Source organism: Microcoleus vaginatus PCC 9802 (assembly GCA_022701275.1).
Classification (GTDB): domain Bacteria; phylum Cyanobacteriota; class Cyanobacteriia; order Cyanobacteriales; family Microcoleaceae; genus Microcoleus; species Microcoleus vaginatus_A.
This window is the reverse complement of the sequence record CP031740.1, coordinates 4,174,271-4,192,390: the sequence shown is the minus strand read 5'-3', so window position 1 is coordinate 4,192,390 and position 18,120 is coordinate 4,174,271. Positions and strand designations below refer to the sequence as shown.

The window sequence follows — 18,120 nt, the reverse complement described above, 5'->3', positions numbered from 1 at the left end:
GAACTTGTATTACAATAGGTAAATTGTGTTAGTCTTAAAATAGTCAAACCAGAAAATTTTATGAGTCAATGTCTTAATCCCGACTGCCAGCATCAAAACCCACCCATCACAAAATTCTGCCAACGCTGCGGCAACAAACTGCTACTCGGAGACAGATACCGCGCAGTCAAATACATTTCCGAAGGAGGTTTCGGCCGTACATTCAAAGCCGTAGACGAACATCGACTCGATACAATCTGTGTCATCAAACAATTTCTCCCCCAACTACAAGGGAGTGCTGCCATCCAGAAAGCGACAGAGTTATTCAAACAAGAAGCGGTGAGACTGCGAGACTTAGGGAAACATCCTCAAATCCCTGATTTATTGGCATTTTTTGAACAAGATAAACGCTTCTATCTAGTACAAGAATTTATTGACGGTGAGGATTTATTAAAACAATTACAGCAGCAGGGAAAGTTTAGCGAAAAACAGATTAAGCAATTACTAACAGAATTGCTACCGATATTAGATTTTGTGCATAAGCAAAATGTAATTCACCGAGATATTAAGCCGGAAAATATCATTAGAAATAATCACGGTTCTTTAGTCTTGATTGACTTTGGAGTTGCCAAGGAATTGAGCGGTACTGTTTTAACTAGAGTGGCAACTGTGACGGGTACTCCTGGTTATGCGCCACCGGAGCAAATGCAAGGTCATGTTTTTCCAGCGAGTGATCTCTACAGTCTTGGTGTAACGTGCATTAGGTTATTAACCGAGTGTTTGCTGGAAGAAAAAAATGGAACTTCGGTTGACGAACTTTTTGACCCGATGCAAATGCAATGGGTATGGAGAAATCAGGCAGTTTCCATCAGCAATGAATTGGGGAAAGTATTAGATAAAATGCTATTGTTTCCAGTGGGTGCGCGTTATCAATCAGCAGCAGAAGTATTGCAAGCTCTTAATCCAGTCTCAGTATCGCCTACTCAAAAATCAGCACCTCCACCGCAAGCAAAACCTGTTCAGCCTTCACCAGTAGTACCTACTAAAATATCAGCGCCACCACAAGCAAAACCTTTTCAGCCTTTACCACCAGTACCACCAACTCAAATATCAGCTAAATCTCAACCAAAGGCTTCTCAGTTGAAATCCTTTACTGAAGACTTGGGTAATGGCGTAAATTTGGAAATGATTGCTATTCCCGGTGGAACTTTCACAATGGGTGCGCCAGAAACTGAAGCACAAAGCTTTGATAACGAAAAGCCGCAACATCGGGTAACAATTAAACCTTTCTTCATGGGTAAATTTGCTATTACTCAAGCACAGTGGAAAGCTGTAGCTAAATTGCCAAAGATTCAATATGAGCTCAACCCAGACCCCTTTAGATTCAAAGGTAATAATCGACCAGTAGAACAAGTTTCTTGGTACAATGCTGTGGAATTTTGTGCCAGATTTTCTAAAAATACCGGACACAATTATCGCTTACCCAGTGAGGCAGAATGGGAATATGCTTGTCGCGCTGGTACGACTACACCGTTCTATTTTGGTCAAACAATTACTACTGATCAGGTGAACTATAACGGCAACTATTCTTACCATAATTCACTAAAGGGTAAGTATAGAGAACAAACTACAGATGTAGGCAGTTTTCCCGCCAATGCTTTTGGTTTATACGATATGCACGGCAATGTTTACGAATGGTGCGCTGACCCCTGGCATGATAGCTATCACGGAGCACCGACTGATGGCAGCGTATGGGATGAGAATAGCAATGATCATCGTTATAAAAATTATCTTGATTTATTAGTCCAATCTAAAAATGATAACAAAGCTCGGCTCTTGCGCGGTGGTTCGTGGTACAGCAATCCGGGGTACTGTCGTGCGGCCTTTCGCCACTGGTATCAGCCGTCTACCCGCAACAACAACATCGGTTTTCGGGTGGCTTGTGTTGCCGCGAGGACTTCTTAGCCCTTTACACTTCTCATTTTGCACGACAATCTCGCAACCACAAACGAATCGCCTCAGCAATTGCGCTTCTCTCGTCCTCTGGTGGCAACAGCGGACGAACATCCGCCACCGCACCAAACCGAGAAACAATTTTTGCCAATTCCCAACCGTTTTCCGTTTTAGTTAAAAATAACCAATGATACTGCTGAATCTCGACTCGTTTTCCCCCGCGATACTGCCGTTCCAAAGTAGTAATAAAAACTTGACTGGCATTGTCAGGAAGCGCATCTTCAAAATTTAAAGGTAACGGTTCAAACTCCGGGCGCCCCGCTAAAATTATTTGAGGCAGCGCGTAACCGGGCCGTGTATTAGTGTTAGGAGAAAAGTGCGATCGCACAATTACGCGATTAGCATAACTCGGCAAATCTTGCAACAGGCGATCGACCAAAGTTTCTAAATCAGCGGGACAGGGCGAGCGCACTAACAAATCATACCGACTGGCATTTATACTGTTAGCATGATTTGTCACCAAATTAACTGCCAAAGTCGGAGTTGCAACCGCAGATATCAGCAGATAAACACAGATGAACGTAGATAAAATTCCATCGGCGTTCATCGGCGTTGATCTGCGGTTAAAAAACACATTCCTATTTTTATCCCAACTCTTCACAAATACGCGCAAAAGCCGCCACCGGATCGTCCGCAGCAGTAATCGGCCGCCCAATCACCAGATAATCCGCACCAGCTTTCAAAGCAGCCTTTGGAGTCATCGATCGCTTTTGATCGCCTCCATCGGCCCATTTCGGACGCACACCGGGACAAACTAACAGAAAATCATCCCCGCAACTCATCCGCAACTGTTCCACTTCTTGCGGAGAACAAACAGCCCCAGCTAAACCCGTTTCCTTAGCCAACAATGCCATGTGCAAAGCATATTCCGGCAACTCCAAAGGTATTTTCAACTCAAAAGCCAACTGTCGCGAATTCAAACTCGTTAACAGAGTAATAGCAATCAACTTAGGACTCGGTTTATCCACAGCCGCCGCCCCTTCAGTCAAAGCCAACTGTGCCGCTTTCAAAGCATCTTTACCACAAGTAGAATGGATAGTCAATAAATCCACATTATACTTAGCAGCAGCACGACAAGCACCAGCCACAGTATTCGGGATATCGTGAAACTTCAAATCCAGAAAAATCCGTTTTTGCCGCTGTTTTAAAATTTCCAAAATCCCCGGCCCGGAACTCACAAACAGTTCCAAACCCACTTTCCAGAAAGATACATCAGGCAGTTTGTCAAGAAGTGCGATCGCCTCTTCTTGACTCGAAACATCCAAAGCAACAATAATTCGATTATCAGCGTTCATCAGGGTTCATCTTCAGTATTCATCTGCAGTTAAAAAAGAGATTCAAGACACCAATCGCACAAACTTATTCTTTCCAACCTGCAAAACCTTACCGCCTAAATCAGCAGGTGATTCAAAAGTAAGATTAACATCAGAAACCCGATCGCCCTCCAACTTCACCCCGCCGCCCTGCATCAACTTCCTGGCATCGCCGCTACTTTTACAAAGCCCGCTAGCACTCAGAATATAAAACAACTTAGCCGGAAACTGCACACTTGCTAAAGAAAACTCGGGCACTGCATCAGCTTGTCCCGCGGCACCTTTAACCAGCGCAATTGCATCTTGTTGTGCGCGATCGGCCGCTTCCGAACCGCGATACTGGCGCACCACGTCCACAGCCAAAAGTTTCTGTTTTTCTCGCGGATTTTCTGGCAATTCATCAAGTGGCAAATCTGTCAATAGTTCAAAATATTGGGCGATCGAACTATCAGCAATTTTCTCCAACTTAGAATACATAGTCAGCGGGTCTTCCGACAAACCCACATAATTGCCCAAGGATTTCGACATCTTTTGCACCCCGTCAGTCCCGATCAAAATCGGCATCAGCAAACCAAACTGCGGTTTCATCCCAAAATGTCGCTGCAAATCTCTTCCCACCGCAAGATTAAACTTTTGGTCAGTTCCCCCCAACTCAACATCCGCTTCCAAAGCCACCGAATCGTAACCCTGCATTAGTGGATACAGAAACTCATGCAGATAAATTGGATTTTCCTGCTGCATCCTGTTATCAAATCCCTCTTTAGCGAGCATCTGCTGCACCGTCATCGTCCCCAGCAGTTCCAAAATCTTCGCCAAGTCCAATTTTGACAACCACTCGGAGTTATAGCGAACTTCCAAACGCCCGGGTGTGTCAAAATCTAGAATCGGACGCACTTGGTCTAAATAAGTCTTGGCATTTTCCGCCACTTGTTCGGCCGTCAACTGGGTTCGCATCTCGGATTTCCCTGTCGGATCGCCAATTCTTGCGGTAAAATCTCCGATCAGCAGTACGGCTGTGTGACCGGCATCCTGAAAAGCTCGCAGCTTGCGGACGCAAATGCTGTGGCCCAAGTGAATGTCACTCCCTGTCGGGTCAATTCCGAGTTTGACGCGCAACGGTCGATCGACTTTTGCCAGCAGTTGGGCTAAATTTTCGTCAGGGTTGCTAGAATCAGGTCGATCTGGAAAAATCTCGCTGACGCCGCGGTAAAGCGCTGAAAGGTTAGGAGTTATCATCGGGGAGCGATCGTCCATCATATTTTGCCAAAGTGCAGCAGAATTAGTTACACTCACTGGTTGACGCATAAAAACATAACTATCAAGCTACTATAATCCCAAAGCTGACCGGCTTTCATTAGCTGACAGTCTCTAGGGTTCGCATCTAAAATTAAAAGTCTTAAACCCCAAATCGAGTGAGGAAGTGAAATCCACGTGTCAACCAACGCAGTCCGCAATAACACGGAAAACTCAGCCCCCGTATTCGAGTTTGTTCAGTCAGTCAGTAAAGTGACCGCCGGAACCATACTCAGCATGACAATGCTTGCCAGTTCCGTAGTCGCTGGTGGACTGGTTGGCTTAGCGATCAGCTTCCGCAATTTGCCAGATGTTCGCATCTTGCAAACCTACTCTCCCACAGAAACTACGCACATTTACGACATCAACGGCAAGCCCCTAGCCAGCATCCACGACGAAGCCAACCGGGATGTCGTACCCCTTAACCAAATCTCCCCGAACCTGAAACGAGCTGTTCTGGCGATCGAAGATAGCAACTTTTTCACCCACAAAGGTATCAACCCCGGCGGGATAGCCCGAGCTCTCATAGTCAACCTAGAGAAAGGGAGAACCGTTGAAGGCGGCTCGACTATGACTATGCAGCTAGTCAAGAACCTGTTTCTATCTCCCCAGTCAAAATTCAGCCGCAAGGTAGCTGAAGCGGTAATGTCTATCCGCTTGGAGCAAATTCTCAACAAAGACCAAATTCTGCAACTATACCTGAATCAAATCTACTTAGGTCACAACTTGTACGGCGTAGAGACAGCCTCTCGAAGCTATTTCAACAAGTCAGCAGGTAATTTGACTCTTTCAGAAGCAGCGATGCTGGCCGGCTTAATTTCTGCCCCCGAAGAATACAGTCCTTTCGTCAATTACAAGTTGGCAAAAGAGCGGCAGGAAATCGTTTTAAACCGAATGAAGGATCTTAAATGGATTACGCCGGCTCAAGAGACAGCAGCCCGCCGGGAAAAAATTAAGCTCGGCAAAATTACCTCTTTTGGCGGCTCTCAAGTTCCTTACGTAACACAAGCCGTAGTCCAGGAACTGACTAGGCGTTTCGGGCGAGATGCCGTGGTTAAGGGAGGAATGCGCGTTCAAACCACGATCGACCTCAAAATGCAGCGCATAGCCGAAGAAACAGTCAAAGCGTGGCACAATCGGCTTTACTACCAAGGGCTGTTTTACGATCGCGAGGAAGGTCAAATTGCCCTAGCCGCCGTCGATCCCCGCACCCACTTCGTCAAAGCAATGGTCGGCGGCGTCGATTACGAAAAGAGTCAGTTCAACCGCGCCATTCAAGCACGCCGCCAGCCCGGATCTTCTTTTAAGCCTTTTATCTACTACGCTGCCTTTGCTAGTGGCAAATACTCCCCGGATTCAGTTGTCTACGACTCCCCTGTCGGCTACCGCGACGGCGACGGCTACTACTACCCTCAAAACTACGGCGGCGGCTTCTCCGGTGCAGTCAGCATCCGCAGAGCTTTGGAAGTCTCTCTCAACATTCCCGCCGTCAAGCTTGGCCAAGAAGTCGGATTGAATAAAGTGATTGAGATTTGCCGCGTACTCGGCATCAGAAGTCCGATGGAACCGGTGGTTTCTTTGCCCTTGGGTGCCGTTGACTTGACTCCTTTAGAAATGGCCGGAGCTTTTGCTACCTTCGCCAACAACGGCTGGCATTCTGACACCACCTTTATCGTGCAAGTAACTGACAGCAGCGGCAACGTCTTGCTCGACAATACGCCTAAACCCAAATTAGTTCTCAATTCCTGGGCTGCGGCATCTGTCAACAGCTCCCTGCAAGGGGTAATTACCAGCGGAACGGCAAGGGCTGCTCAACTTGGGCGGCCGGCTGCTGGGAAAACTGGTACAACTTCTTCAGAACGGGATATCTGGTTTGTGGGTTACGTACCGCAGTTGTCGGTGGCTGTTTGGATGGGCAACGACAATTATAGACCGATGAGCTACGGTGCTACTGGTGGTACTATTGTCGCCCCTGTTTGGCGTGATTTTATGAGCCAAGCTTTGGAAGGCGTTCCCGCAGAAAGTTTCAAACCTGCTTCATCTTTTGAGCGGCCTTAATTATCAGTCATTAGTCATTAGTCATTGGGCATTGGGCATTGGGCATTGGGAATACTTTCTTTTTCTTCCTTCTTCCTTCTTCCTTCTTCCTTCTTCACTTCTGACTTCTGACACTAAGACTGTTTTTCCAGCTCAGATTTCATGCGCTCCAGCGTTGAGTTCATTTGCTCAAACATCTGCTGGGGCGTGATGCCAAATTGATTGAGCTGTGTTTTTAACTGCTCTACAGTCATCTGAGCCATAAAGTCCTCAGAAAGCTCAAAGCGCTTCATAAAAATACGGTAGCGCTCCATCATTGATTCCATCTGAGCGATGAACATTTTCTTGCCTTCGCGATCGAATTTCCCGTAATTGCCACCTAGTTTGATGAGAGATTGATAGTCTTCAAACAACAGCTTGGCTTCTTGCTGAACAATTTCTGAATCAAAAAATCCCATAGCTTTCCTAATTTTTTAATATTCTACTAATTTTGATCTAGGCGAGAAATCCCGCTGCTTTTTGTACCATTTTATCAGTTGCCGGAGGAAGTCCCTACCCCTTAAGGCACAAGAATAAGTAGAAATTTCCGTACAGGATTAGGCATGGGAATGGGGCATTGGGGATTGGGCATTGGAAATGGGGCATTGAGCTTGCGATGACAACAGTCAACAGTCAACTGTCAACAGTCAACTGTCAACTGACTTCAAACTTCCCCGATGCGTTCTAGAGGCCAAAACCGCACTACAGCGCGGCCAATGATGTTCTGCTTAGGTAAAAATCCCCACCTGCTGGAGTCGTTGCTGTTGTTGCGGTTGTCTCCCATCACAAAGTATTCATTTTCTGGGACGCGATAAGGCCCCCACTGATATTTAGGAGGTTCGGCAATATATTTTTCGACGAGGGGTTTGTCGTTGAGATAAACTAAACCTTTTTTAACGGCGACGGTTTGACCCGGTAAGCCAATTATCCGCTTGATGAATGCTTGGTCTTGGGTAAAGCCTTCTTCTTGCAACTTTTCCGGGGGAGTAAATACTACGATGTCGCCAGTTTTTGGAGGTTCGAGGTAGTAGGAGAGTTTTTCGACTACGACGCGATCGCCCACGTGCAAAGTGGGTACCATAGAATCTGAGGGTATGTAGCGCGGTTCCGCGACCACGGATCGAATCACTATTGCTAAACTCAAAGCAATAATCACTATCTGAAGATTTTCTCGCTGCGACTTCCACGCTTTCTGCCACCAGCTTTCAGGCGGATTTTCTGCTACTTGTGTACCCAACTTATTTTTTTCAGATGTCATGAAAGTCCTCGCTAAATAGTTGCCATTAATTATCTGATTAAGCTCGCTCAGCATTTAAATTGCATCTCAAAAAATAATCAAACCATGAGCGGGCTGGGCACGCGAACCCGCCCAAAATATACAATTTAAATGCAATACAGCTTACCATTGAAGTATGTCACTGTTAATTACTAGACGTGCAGTGCAGGCAGTCGCAAACAATCTTGAAAAGCATCTGCGTTGCATCTGCGTTGCATCTGTGGTTTTCCTATCAATCAAAGATTTATGCCATAACTCTCCTCTTGATATTAACTCATAAAAAAGGCAGAGAATTTAAATTCTCTACCTTTTTTATTTGAGGATTTTGAGTTGTTTGCGACTGCGAGATTGGTTATTTCCAAACTTCACTCGCGATCGCACTTACTCAATCTTATTCAGCGCCTTGGGGCAGCAATTCCCGCTTTTGACCTTGCAGCACCTTAACAATTCCGTCCTCGCCCACATCCACAACAGCGGTGTCGCCGTCTTTGATGCGGCCAGAAAGGATTTCCTCAGCCAAACTGTCTTCCAGCAAGCGCATGATGGCGCGGCGCAGGGGTCGGGCTCCGTAGCTGGGGTTGTAGCCTTCTTCTACCAGCCGTTCTTTGAATTTTTCGGTGACTTCCAGGGTGATTCCCTGTTCTGTCAAACGACCGAACACTTCTTTGAGCATGATGACCGCGATTTCCTTGACTTCTTCCTTGTTCAACTGGCGGAAGACGATAATTTCGTCGAGTCGGTTGAGGAATTCGGGGCGGAAGTAGTTTTTGAGTTCTTCGTTAACCAAAGAACGAATGCGGTTGTAATTAGCATCGGCTTGGTTGTCGCTGAACTCGAAACCGAGACCACCGCCACCTTTTTCAATCACCTTAGAACCGATGTTAGAGGTCATAATCAGCAGCGTATTTTTGAAGTCTACGGTGCGACCTTTGGCATCAGTTAAACGGCCGTCTTCCAATATTTGCAAAAGCATATTGAAGACATCGGGGTGGGCTTTTTCGATTTCGTCGAACAGCACCACGGTGTAAGGACGGCGACGGACTGCTTCTGTGAGTTGGCCGCCTTCGTTGTAGCCGACGTAGCCCGGAGGAGAACCGATGAGTTTGGAGACGGTATGCCGTTCCATGTACTCCGACATATCCAGCCGAATCATCGCGTCTTCGGAACCGAAGAAGTAGCCGGCTAGGGCTTTGGTGAGTTCGGTTTTGCCGACGCCGGTGGGCCCGGAGAAGATGAAACTGGCGATCGGGCGGTTGGGATTTTTCAAACCAACGCGAGCGCGGCGGATGGCGCGGGAAACGGCTTTCACTGCTTCTTCCTGGCCGATCAAGCGCTGGTGCAAGGTATCTTCCATGTGCAGCAGCTTTTCGGATTCGGATTCGGTCAGTTTGTTAACCGGTACGCCCGTCCAGCTTGCCACGATTTGAGCGATATCTTCTTCGGTGACTACTGGCGATGGGTCGGTTTCGCCGGTGCGGGCCGAGTCGGTTTTTTTGGCTTGGGAAATAGCGCGAATTTCGGCTTTGATCGTCATTTCTCGATCGCGCAATTCGCCCGCTTTGTCAAAGTCTTGAGAACGCACCGCTTCGTCTTTATCTTTCAGGACTTGGCGCAGTTCTTTGTCAAGTTCTTTGGCTGCGGGGGGCAGTTGGGAGTTGATCAAGCGGACTCTAGAACCAGCTTCGTCTACCAAGTCAATTGCTTTGTCTGGGAGGAAGCGATCGGAGATGTACCGGTGAGAGAGTTTGGCTGCAGCTTCGAGGGCTGTATCCAAGATTTTCAGCTTGTGGTGCTGTTCGTAGCGTTCTCGCAAGCCGAAGAGAATCTCGATCGTCTCGTCAACGGTGGGTTCGCCGACCATGACGGGCTGGAAGCGCCGTTCTAGGGCTGCATCGCGCTCGATGTGCTTGCGGTACTCGTCTAGGGTGGTAGCACCGATACACTGGAGCTCGCCTCTTGCCAAGGCTGGCTTGAGAATGTTGGCTGCGTCGATCGCCCCTTCAGCAGCACCTGCACCGATCAAAGTGTGTACTTCGTCAATCACCAAAATCACGTTACCCGCGGTGCGGATTTCGTCCATGATTTTTTTGAGGCGTTCTTCAAATTCGCCCCGGTATTTCGTCCCGGCAACCAGCAAGCCGATGTCGAGGGTAACGACGCGCTTTTCTTCCAGGATATCTGGGATGTCGTTGTTAGCGATCCGCTGGGCGAGACCTTCGGCGATCGCGGTTTTGCCGACTCCGGGTTCGCCGATGAGCACCGGGTTATTTTTGGTGCGGCGACCGAGGATTTGAATTACCCGTTCGATTTCTTTTTGGCGTCCGACTACTGGGTCTAGTTTGCCATCGACCGCCATTTGAGTGAGGTTGGCGCCGAATTCGTCGAGGGTTGGGGTTTTGGTGCGAGCGCCGCCGCCAGTGGCTGCGACTTCTGCGGTTTCTCCCAGCATCCGAATCACTTGGGTACGGACTTTCGACAAGTCTACTCCCAGGTTTTCTAAGACTCTGGCCGCTACTCCTTCACCTTCGCGGATCAGGCCTAGCAGCAGGTGTTCGGTGCCGATATAGTTGTGTCCGAGTTGACGAGCTTCTTCTAGGGATAGTTCTAGAACCCGCTTGGCGCGGGGAGTGAACGGAATTTCGACTGCTACGAAACCAGAGCCGCGGCCGATAATTTTTTCCACTTCAATCCGAGCGTCTTTGAGGTTGACCCCCATTGATTTGAGGACTTTAGCTGCAACCCCGGTTCCTTCTCCGATCAGACCCAGGAGGATCTGTTCTGTCCCTACGAAGTTGTGACCCAGGCGGCGAGCTTCTTCCTGGGCCAACATGATTACTTTTATTGCTTTTTCTGTGAAGCGTTCAAACATGATTTATTCCCATCACCTGCTGCTATGTGCCCGTTTCGAGGTCACGCTCGCACTTAAGGAGCGTTTGTGTTCTCGTAGCGACACGGCATTGCCGTCTCCCTACTCGTACTGCTTATTCTAGCGCGACACTCCCAACCGATCTGCCGCACTCGGCTGCGGTTGCAGATTCCAGGCTCATGTTGCAGGGTGGCTTTCAACTGGGAAGACCCAAATGGTGGCTGACCTACAACCTCCCCTAGACTGCAAGAAGATTGCTCTTCTCGGCCTGTGCCCAACCTACGACTACGTATTGATGGATTCTAGCACAATCTTTTTGGCTGTCATGCAGGTGCAAAAGTGATAATTCTCGAAGTACAGGCCGGGTTTTGCACAAAACTTATTAGTTAGATGCACGATCTATCCCCTAAACTCACTCTTAAGCTGCTGCCCATCTCAAGAATCTGTTGGTGTAGGAGAGGGAGAGCGAGCTGGGCTTTCTTTATCTAAAAATATTACCCCTGATCCGTTGAATATTTGGGTATTTTTCATGTTGTCAGTTGTGTGATCGCTCCTGAGCAATTAGTGAGTGTTGCTACACTCCGAGAAGTTTGGCTCAGACTATACTCAGCACGGTTCAAGACCAGGCTTTCGTAGCACAGTGCTTGGGTCGTTAACTCGTCTGACTTAAAAGTCTGAAACTTCAATCGTGGAAAACAATCTAAATCCTGTTTAAGGCGTAGTGAAAGTAAATAATGAACACTAGAAACTTAGATGACCAGGTAGAAAGTACCGAAAATGGATCGATCGAAGTTACAAGTAAATTCCACGATGCAGCTACAACAACTTCTGCAGCTTCACCAAAAGAATTCAATGCAGAACAGCTAGGACGTGTCTACTTTATTCGGCACGGTGAAAGTACCAGTAACGAACGCAATATTTTTGCAGGAGTTCTGGATGTTGACCTCACATCCTTTGGCCGATTGCAGGCACGCCGTGCAGGTGTTGACCTGAAGAAAAAAGGTACAAAGTTTGATGCAGTATATGTCTCCCACATGAGACGCGCACGGCAAACCTGTGAAATCCCCCTTGCTGAAAGTCAAGCACTAAAGTCGCCAAATACCCCCGTTGAGATAGATCATCGAATTAGCGAGAAATCCTTTGGCATTTTTGCGGGTCGTAACCTAAATTTGCTGCGTCTAGCACTTGGCTACGAAGGGTTCGAGGAAATGTTGCATTCACATAACGAAGCACCTCCGGCTGGCGAAAAGATTGCCCAAGTTTACTCTCGCCCTGCCAGGTTCTACGAAGACAAAATTGTACCGCACTTGGAACGCGGTGAAACAGTTCTCGTAGTGTGACCTATGGGTTGGTTGCGAACCTTAACGTTGATCAAATCTAAACTTTGGCTCAATAAGCCATAATATCTTTGCTTAGGGTAGGGGTAGTCAAGGCACAAAACCTAGGAAATTTCACAACCGAAAACCAACTCTACCCTTTTATTTACATTTACCGAGGAAACGCTCTCTGGCAAAAATCCCACGCTTGACCCGAAATACTATCGCTGGAATATTAGTCATCGGCAACCTGGAGGCAAACGCTGGAGCGCATTTGATATAGCTAACCGAAGACGATAAGCGCTTAGTCGCCACCGATTACTTCCTTAACCTCGACGACTATGGTAATGTTTATTATCAAGGGGATCGCCAGATTCCTGTCTGATTGTAATTTTCCTGGCCAGGGTGGGATCTGCTGTTACATCAACAGCTATTGCTCTGACTAACTGGTTAAAATTCCAAGAATAATATGGAATAAAGACATAATGTGACCAATCAACTTATTACTTTCGGATTACAAAGTCTCGACAAAAAATGGTAGAAGCTATCAAATTTAATAATCAAACCACCACAACCGATTGGCGACTCACTTCTGGCTACTTGCATGAAGGTCGATCGGATTTTGAATCAGCACATATTTTGTTAGGTCGTTTTTTAGCCGATAGAAACTCAGAAGGCCCGTTGGTAGAAAAACAACTATTTGCCAGCGACGGCATTTTTGAGTGGGGACACGCCAAGCCTTTAGAAAAAGTGATTAATTCACAGTCAGACTTGGAGTTTCTACTGTTGCATCCCAATTTGTTACGCAACTGTATAACCATCATCGAACCTTGGGAACACGTAGGCCTTAACGCTCTTGGCGAAGATGTTCGGGCTTCCAAAAATGTCGCCTACATTGCTCAGAAAGTCGCCGATATGGACTCAGTATTACTACCTGTTTGGTCAACCGGAGTCCTCGATCCAGAAATAGTTGTTCCCGCAATTAACTCTGGTTATGCAGTGGTAGTCGAAGGTGGCGATCCATCCACATACGATGCCTCCACCTGGACAAGTCCGGCGTGTCCGCGAGAGGATATGTTTGCATTAGTGGAAAAATTGCTGATTTCGCGATCGCCCACCAGCGCCCCCGCCATCTTTATCTGTGTAGGACACCAACTAGCTGCTGAATGTCACATCCGACTCATCCGGCGTGCAGTCAAACAAGTCCTCGATATGACATCTTTAGAACGCGATAAGGAGAGTAAAGCACTCAGATCGTTGCAAGAAGTCTGCCAGCGCATTGAAGCAATGGGCAAGACACTCCCAGTCAAAAAGCGTGATGGACGAGTGGTTGCGAATGGCTGGAATGACGAGCATTTTGCCGTGACGCGGAATGAATTCAAAGAAGTTGGCGATCGTGTGTTGTTGCCTTATCAGTCTCCAGACGGCGATACTTTAGGTATTCCTTGGGAAATTATCCATGCTCATGATGTCACAGCCGACAGCCATGAAGGCGTGATTGACACAACAATTCAATATGAGGCCAGAGTATCAATTTCGATGTTTCATTCGGATGAAGTCAACGAAGAAGCAATATTGTTTGCCAACTGGGCTTTCCGCAGTATTCATGACGCTATCGTTCCCTATCGGCACATCATCGCTGGTAGTTCTCTGAGTTGGCTAATACAACTGCCCGACGCCATTGAAATTCTTTGTTCAACAGCAGAGGAAGATGGTGAAATAGTTACAGAATGTTCAGCAACCTGCATTAACTACAAAGATTTTGAAACTAAGAAAATTCGACGCTCGTTTACTTGCCAATTCCATCCAGAACTTCTCTCCGATTTGCGCGCTATCGGTAACAGTGAAGCTCCATCATATGCAACATTAAAAAATGATGATGGTGTCCGCTTATTTGTCCGACTGCTGTATGCAGGAATGCAAGAGTAAGGCTGTTAGCTTGCGCCACTACTTGCGTGGCGCAAGCGGTGCTTTTAGGGATGACGATAATCATTAATTTATTATCCGGGAAATACAACTAATCATCTAGTTGACTCCTCAAATAAACTTAATAAAATATAGTTTTATTAAAAATAAAGTTGTGTAATTATGAAAACAAAAACTCAAAACTGGTTTAAACTTGCTTTCCAGTTCAGAGGCTCAGTTATTTTAGCCATTTATCAACGAGTTATTGGGTTTGGTCTGTTTAGTTTTATTGTTTCTGTACTTTACTATTTCAAACTCCCTGTATCCCAACCTATTTTAGGAAGTATTATTCCCAGCATCGTCTTAGGCTTATTACTGGTTTTCCGAACTAATACCGCTTACGAACGGTTTTGGGAAGGTCGTAGGTTATGGGGAAATTTAGCCAACGACGCCCGTAACATGGTTTGGCAAATTGGGGCAATGATGAACGACGTTGAACCAGAAGATCGAGCCAAAAGAATTGCACTCATTCGCCTGGTAGCTGCTTTCCCCGTAGCGTGTAAATTGTATCTTAGATCAGAACCTGTAAATAGCGAATTAGAAGAATTGATGTCTCAATCTCAGTATTTGCAGCTAAAGACGATCCACAATCCACCGCTACAGATAGTCTTTTGGATAGCAGATTATCTACAACAGCAGTATCAACGTGGTAACGCTGTCTTACATTACAGTCATGTAGTTTTTCTGCAAACTACTGTGAAGAGTATGATGGAGTCTGTAGGACACTGCGAACGCATTTTAAGAACGCCCCTCCCCCTAGCTTATTCCATTCATCTCAAGCAACTGTTATTAATTTACTGCCTGTTATTACCTTTTCAGCTAGTTAAAGATTTGGGATGGGGGACAGGCATATTTGTTAGTTTGATTACTTTTACGTTACTTGGCATTGAAGAAATTGGTCTGGAAATAGAAAACCCGTTTGGCTACGATACGAACGACTTGCCTCTTGATGCTATTTGCAACACAATCAAATACGACATTGAAGAGTTTCTCACTTGTAATCCCCACCTCAACTCTAATTCAGATAAAATTTACCAAAACGATTGGTATGATAAACAACTGTAACAATTCGAGGTAGAGAAGAAAAAAATTTGGATTTGGAGGTAATATAAATTGTGAGGACTTACGCACAGACTCTACTTGTAGGGTGCGTCTGAAGCACGTTACTACTATAGATAGTATAATAATAGAAGGAAGGCAGCGTAAGTCCTGTTGCTTTCATCGATCGAAAAAAATACTTACGTGAGTACCTTAAATCTAGCAAGAAGAAAATATCCAATGAAGTTAGACAAGTTTGTACTCGCACAAAATATGGCATTTCTAATAGCCATTCCACCACAAAGTAATTTGGCTAAATTGCTCTCCTTTTGCTTGGCGACAAAAGCTAGACAAAAGACGACCGGAACAGAAATCTTAAAAATAACCTGTGACCTAATGGAAAACCCATCTAATTTGCCCTATTGGACTCAAGACGTGATGGGACTAGATTTAGATTACACCAGTGAAGAGTGGAAAGCTTTAGGAGAAATGGGCATCAACGATGCAGAGGAGTTTATGGCTACCCTGCGGCAAGAGTTGGAAAATTTAAGTTTGTAATATCTGGCCCTAGCGTCAGCAAAGAAACTCTCAGGTTCCACACACTCTATCAAAAGCATTCATCAGATCCGGATAGTTAAAAAACTTTGTCTAAAGACAAGGGATCGTCAACTTTCAAGAGAGAAACAACAATATGTCTTTAAATGTTGAACTTTTAGAGCAAAGTTTCGAGAAAATCAAACCTCGTGCTGATGAATTTGCCGCTAGCTTCTACGAAAAATTGTTTACATATCACCCAGAGTTGAAACCGCTGTTTGCCACAACTGATATGGCAAAGCAACAGAAAAAGCTCATAAGTGCTCTGGTTTTAGTAGTAGAAAATCTCCGTTCTCCAGAGGCTTTAGCGCCAGTTCTCAACGCACTGGGAGGCAGACACATCGGTTATGGAGTAATTCCCAAATATTACCGTCCAGTTGGAGAAGCACTACTAAGTGCTTTTGAGCAGTATCTCCAAGAAGATTGGACTCCCGAAGTAAAGCTGGCCTGGACAGATGCCTACAATGCAATTACTGCTTTGATGTTACAAGGCGCAGGTGTAGAAACTACGCCGGAAGAAGTTCAATTAGAAACAGAGATAATCCCCGAAAAAAAGGTAACTCTAGCAGCTCATCACCAACTAGAACCAGTTCCCGAAAAAGAGCCAGAGTTAGCTGTAGAGATACTGGAAAGCAGTTTCGAGAAAGTCAAACCTCGTGCTGATGAATTTGCCGCTAGCTTCTACGAAAACCTCTTCATCGCTCACCCAGAGTTTAAACCACTGTTTGCCAATATTGAGCTAGAAAAACAACAGAAAAAGCTGATAAATGCTTTGGTATTGGTAGTAGAAAATCTCCGCTCTCCCGAAGCTTTAGGGCCAGTTCTCAACGCCTTGGGAGGCAGACACATCGGCTATGGGGTAATTCCCAAATATTATGGGCCAGTTGGAGACGCACTGCTGATGTCTTTTGAGCAGTCTCTCCAAGAAGATTGGACTCCCGAAGTAAAGCTGGCCTGGACAGATGCCTACAGAGCAATTACAGGTTTGATGTTAAAAGGCGCAGGTGCAGATTCTTCACCAAAGGTTGTCCCAGATCAAAAAGATGTCACCCACCATCAGCCACAAGAATCAAAGACACAATTACTGAACGACTCTAAGCCGATCGCGCCGCAAACCGAGCAACAGAAAAAGCCTTTAGTATCAATTCAGTTGGATGGTGAAATTCTCCAAAAAACCCTCTCGAACATAACTGATAGTTATCAAAAATTTCAGGATCAATCACTCATTCAGCGCTTGGGTGAAGTTCTCAAAGGAATTTTAGGAAAATTCATTGATAATTTTTGGACACAACCCGCCTGGTTAGTGGCTAGTGTTTCAGCAGTTCTGTTCATCATAATTTATGTGGCAGCAGATGATAATTCTCTGATTGGAGAGATTTTGCAGAGTGTTGATGCTCTTAGTATGGTCGTTGCTTTAATTTTATTCATTAAGGAAGCGCCGGATCGCAGGAAGCAATTTCATTACCAAGCTTGGAGTACAGTTGATGCAGCGCACGGCGTAAAAGTTAGCTATGCAAGAGTTCTGGCACTCCAAGATTTGAATGAGGATGGTGTTTCTCTTAGAGGTGTAGATGCTATTGGTGCAGAGTTAGTAGCTATTAATCTCTCTCGGGCCAATCTAAGTGAAACCAAATTGAGTGAAGCGGATCTCAGTAATGCCAATCTGAGCCATGCTAACCTCAATAATGCTAACCTCAGTCAGGCTAAATTGAGTGGTGCTAATCTCAGTGATGCCAACCTGAGTTTTGCTCGCTTGAGTCAGGTTAATCTCAGTAGTGCCAACCTCAGCGGCGCTAATTTAATTTGTGCGGACTTGAGTAACGCAAATATGAGCGGCGTCAATTTGACGAATGCTAGTTTGAGTGGTGCTAACCTGAAGAGTGCCTACCTAAGTGGTGCAAATCTAAAAGGTGCTAAAGTTAGCATTTCTGACCTGAGTGGTGCTTTGCTCGCAGGTGCTGTTATGCCTGATGGGTCGAAGTATAAGTCTCTGGAAGATGGGGTCAGAAATAAATAAATTGATGCCAAATTTTTTATGACTTTGAGGTCTGCTTTTCTACTAAAATGGTGACGACCCCTTGAGGAGAAAAGCTTTGGCTTACTGAAATGCGAGCGCTACTAATGGTTAAAGATTATTCTTTAATTATATTTTTTAAACAATATACCTCTCTAACAAGTAGTCTAAAATCATTGTAGCATAGGGGCCAAAGTTGAATTTTCGGAGATGTCTAATCGTCATACATTCAGTAGGCTGAAAAGTTTGGCTATCGTTCTAGGGAACAGATACAGCGTATTCCAGGTTGATGAAGTGTAGGGACAAAGGCTTTCGCCGTGTCCCTACGGGGATATAACGATAGGCGGGGTACTTCATAAACGTGGAATCTGCTGTAA

The 18,120-nt window shown here is 45.9% G+C and carries 12 protein-coding genes and 1 pseudogene; 7 read left to right on the top strand and 6 right to left on the bottom strand.

Annotated elements, in window-relative coordinates:
- Positions 1 to 60: 60 nt before the first annotated feature.
- The gene (locus tag D0A34_17015) at positions 61 to 1,944 is read left to right on the top strand and encodes a serine/threonine protein kinase (protein UNU20347.1); all 1,884 of its coding nucleotides are present in this window, start codon (positions 61 to 63) and stop codon (positions 1,942 to 1,944) included.
- Between the two features lie 13 nt (positions 1,945 to 1,957).
- On the opposite strand, the gene D0A34_17010 is transcribed toward D0A34_17015, so the two are convergent.
- The 3 genes from D0A34_17010 to D0A34_17000 are packed head-to-tail and all read right to left on the bottom strand — an operon-like array spanning position 1,958 to position 4,610.
- The gene (locus D0A34_17010; protein ID UNU20346.1) at positions 1,958 to 2,539 is read right to left on the bottom strand and encodes a hypothetical protein; all 582 of its coding nucleotides are present in this window, start codon (positions 2,537 to 2,539) and stop codon (positions 1,958 to 1,960) included.
- Positions 2,540 to 2,576: 37 nt separating this feature from the next.
- Positions 2,577 to 3,287 (bottom strand): orotidine-5'-phosphate decarboxylase, encoded by a 711-nt coding sequence (locus tag D0A34_17005; GenBank protein ID UNU20345.1) that lies wholly within the window; start codon positions 3,285 to 3,287, stop codon positions 2,577 to 2,579.
- A gap of 42 nt (positions 3,288 to 3,329) precedes the next feature.
- The gene (locus D0A34_17000; GenBank protein UNU20344.1) at positions 3,330 to 4,610 is read right to left on the bottom strand and encodes a tyrosine--tRNA ligase; all 1,281 of its coding nucleotides are present in this window, start codon (positions 4,608 to 4,610) and stop codon (positions 3,330 to 3,332) included.
- Positions 4,611 to 4,736: 126 nt separating this feature from the next.
- On the opposite strand from D0A34_17000, the gene D0A34_16995 reads away from it, so the two are divergent.
- Positions 4,737 to 6,656, top strand: coding sequence for a penicillin-binding protein 1A (locus D0A34_16995; protein ID UNU20343.1), 1,920 nt, complete (start codon positions 4,737 to 4,739; stop codon positions 6,654 to 6,656).
- A gap of 113 nt (positions 6,657 to 6,769) precedes the next feature.
- Here D0A34_16995 and D0A34_16990 read toward each other — a convergent pair whose 3' ends face one another.
- The 3 genes from D0A34_16990 to D0A34_16980 form a co-directional block, all read right to left on the bottom strand.
- On the bottom strand, positions 6,770 to 7,093 hold the full coding sequence (locus tag D0A34_16990; GenBank protein ID UNU20342.1) for a DUF1825 family protein: 324 nt from the start codon (positions 7,091 to 7,093) through the stop codon (positions 6,770 to 6,772).
- Between the two features lie 245 nt (positions 7,094 to 7,338).
- Positions 7,339 to 7,932 carry a signal peptidase I gene (gene lepB / locus D0A34_16985; protein UNU22342.1) on the bottom strand — a complete coding sequence of 198 codons (594 nt, stop codon included), beginning with the start codon at positions 7,930 to 7,932 and terminating at the stop codon, positions 7,339 to 7,341.
- A gap of 409 nt (positions 7,933 to 8,341) precedes the next feature.
- A complete protein-coding gene (locus D0A34_16980) occupies positions 8,342 to 10,819 on the bottom strand; it encodes an ATP-dependent Clp protease ATP-binding subunit (GenBank protein ID UNU20341.1) in 2,478 nt (825 codons plus the stop codon).
- Between the two features lie 731 nt (positions 10,820 to 11,550).
- Here D0A34_16980 and D0A34_16975 point away from each other — a divergent pair.
- The 5 genes and pseudogenes from D0A34_16975 (at position 11,551) to D0A34_16955 (ending at position 17,746) form a co-directional block, all read left to right on the top strand.
- Positions 11,551 to 12,153, top strand: a pseudogene (locus tag D0A34_16975) (phosphoglycerate mutase family protein).
- A gap of 513 nt (positions 12,154 to 12,666) precedes the next feature.
- A complete protein-coding gene (locus D0A34_16970; GenBank protein ID UNU20340.1) occupies positions 12,667 to 14,061 on the top strand; it encodes a hypothetical protein in 1,395 nt (464 codons plus the stop codon).
- Positions 14,062 to 14,220: 159 nt separating this feature from the next.
- Positions 14,221 to 15,162, top strand: a complete 942-nt coding sequence (locus D0A34_16965) for a hypothetical protein (GenBank protein ID UNU20339.1) — start codon at positions 14,221 to 14,223, stop codon at positions 15,160 to 15,162.
- Between the two features lie 213 nt (positions 15,163 to 15,375).
- On the top strand, positions 15,376 to 15,693 hold the full coding sequence (locus tag D0A34_16960) for a hypothetical protein (GenBank protein UNU20338.1): 318 nt from the start codon (positions 15,376 to 15,378) through the stop codon (positions 15,691 to 15,693).
- 133 nt (positions 15,694 to 15,826) lie between these two features.
- Positions 15,827 to 17,746, top strand: a complete 1,920-nt coding sequence (locus D0A34_16955; protein UNU20337.1) for a globin — start codon at positions 15,827 to 15,829, stop codon at positions 17,744 to 17,746.
- The last annotated feature ends 374 nt before the right edge of the window (positions 17,747 to 18,120 follow it).

Coding starts and splice junctions, on each gene's coding strand:
- D0A34_17015 (UNU20347.1), top strand. CDS start 61: ATGAGTCAATGTCTTAATCCCGACTGCCAGCATCAAAACCCACCCATC.
- D0A34_17010 (UNU20346.1), bottom strand. CDS start 2,539: ATGAACGCCGATGGAATTTTATCTACGTTCATCTGTGTTTATCTGCTG.
- D0A34_17005 (UNU20345.1), bottom strand. CDS start 3,287: ATGAACGCTGATAATCGAATTATTGTTGCTTTGGATGTTTCGAGTCAA.
- D0A34_17000 (UNU20344.1), bottom strand. CDS start 4,610: ATGCGTCAACCAGTGAGTGTAACTAATTCTGCTGCACTTTGGCAAAAT.
- D0A34_16990 (UNU20342.1), bottom strand. CDS start 7,093: ATGGGATTTTTTGATTCAGAAATTGTTCAGCAAGAAGCCAAGCTGTTG.
- lepB (UNU22342.1), bottom strand. CDS start 7,932: ATGACATCTGAAAAAAATAAGTTGGGTACACAAGTAGCAGAAAATCCG.
- D0A34_16980 (UNU20341.1), bottom strand. CDS start 10,819: ATGTTTGAACGCTTCACAGAAAAAGCAATAAAAGTAATCATGTTGGCC.
- D0A34_16970 (UNU20340.1), top strand. CDS start 12,667: ATGGTAGAAGCTATCAAATTTAATAATCAAACCACCACAACCGATTGG.
- D0A34_16965 (UNU20339.1), top strand. CDS start 14,221: ATGAAAACAAAAACTCAAAACTGGTTTAAACTTGCTTTCCAGTTCAGA.
- D0A34_16960 (UNU20338.1), top strand. CDS start 15,376: ATGAAGTTAGACAAGTTTGTACTCGCACAAAATATGGCATTTCTAATA.
- D0A34_16955 (UNU20337.1), top strand. CDS start 15,827: ATGTCTTTAAATGTTGAACTTTTAGAGCAAAGTTTCGAGAAAATCAAA.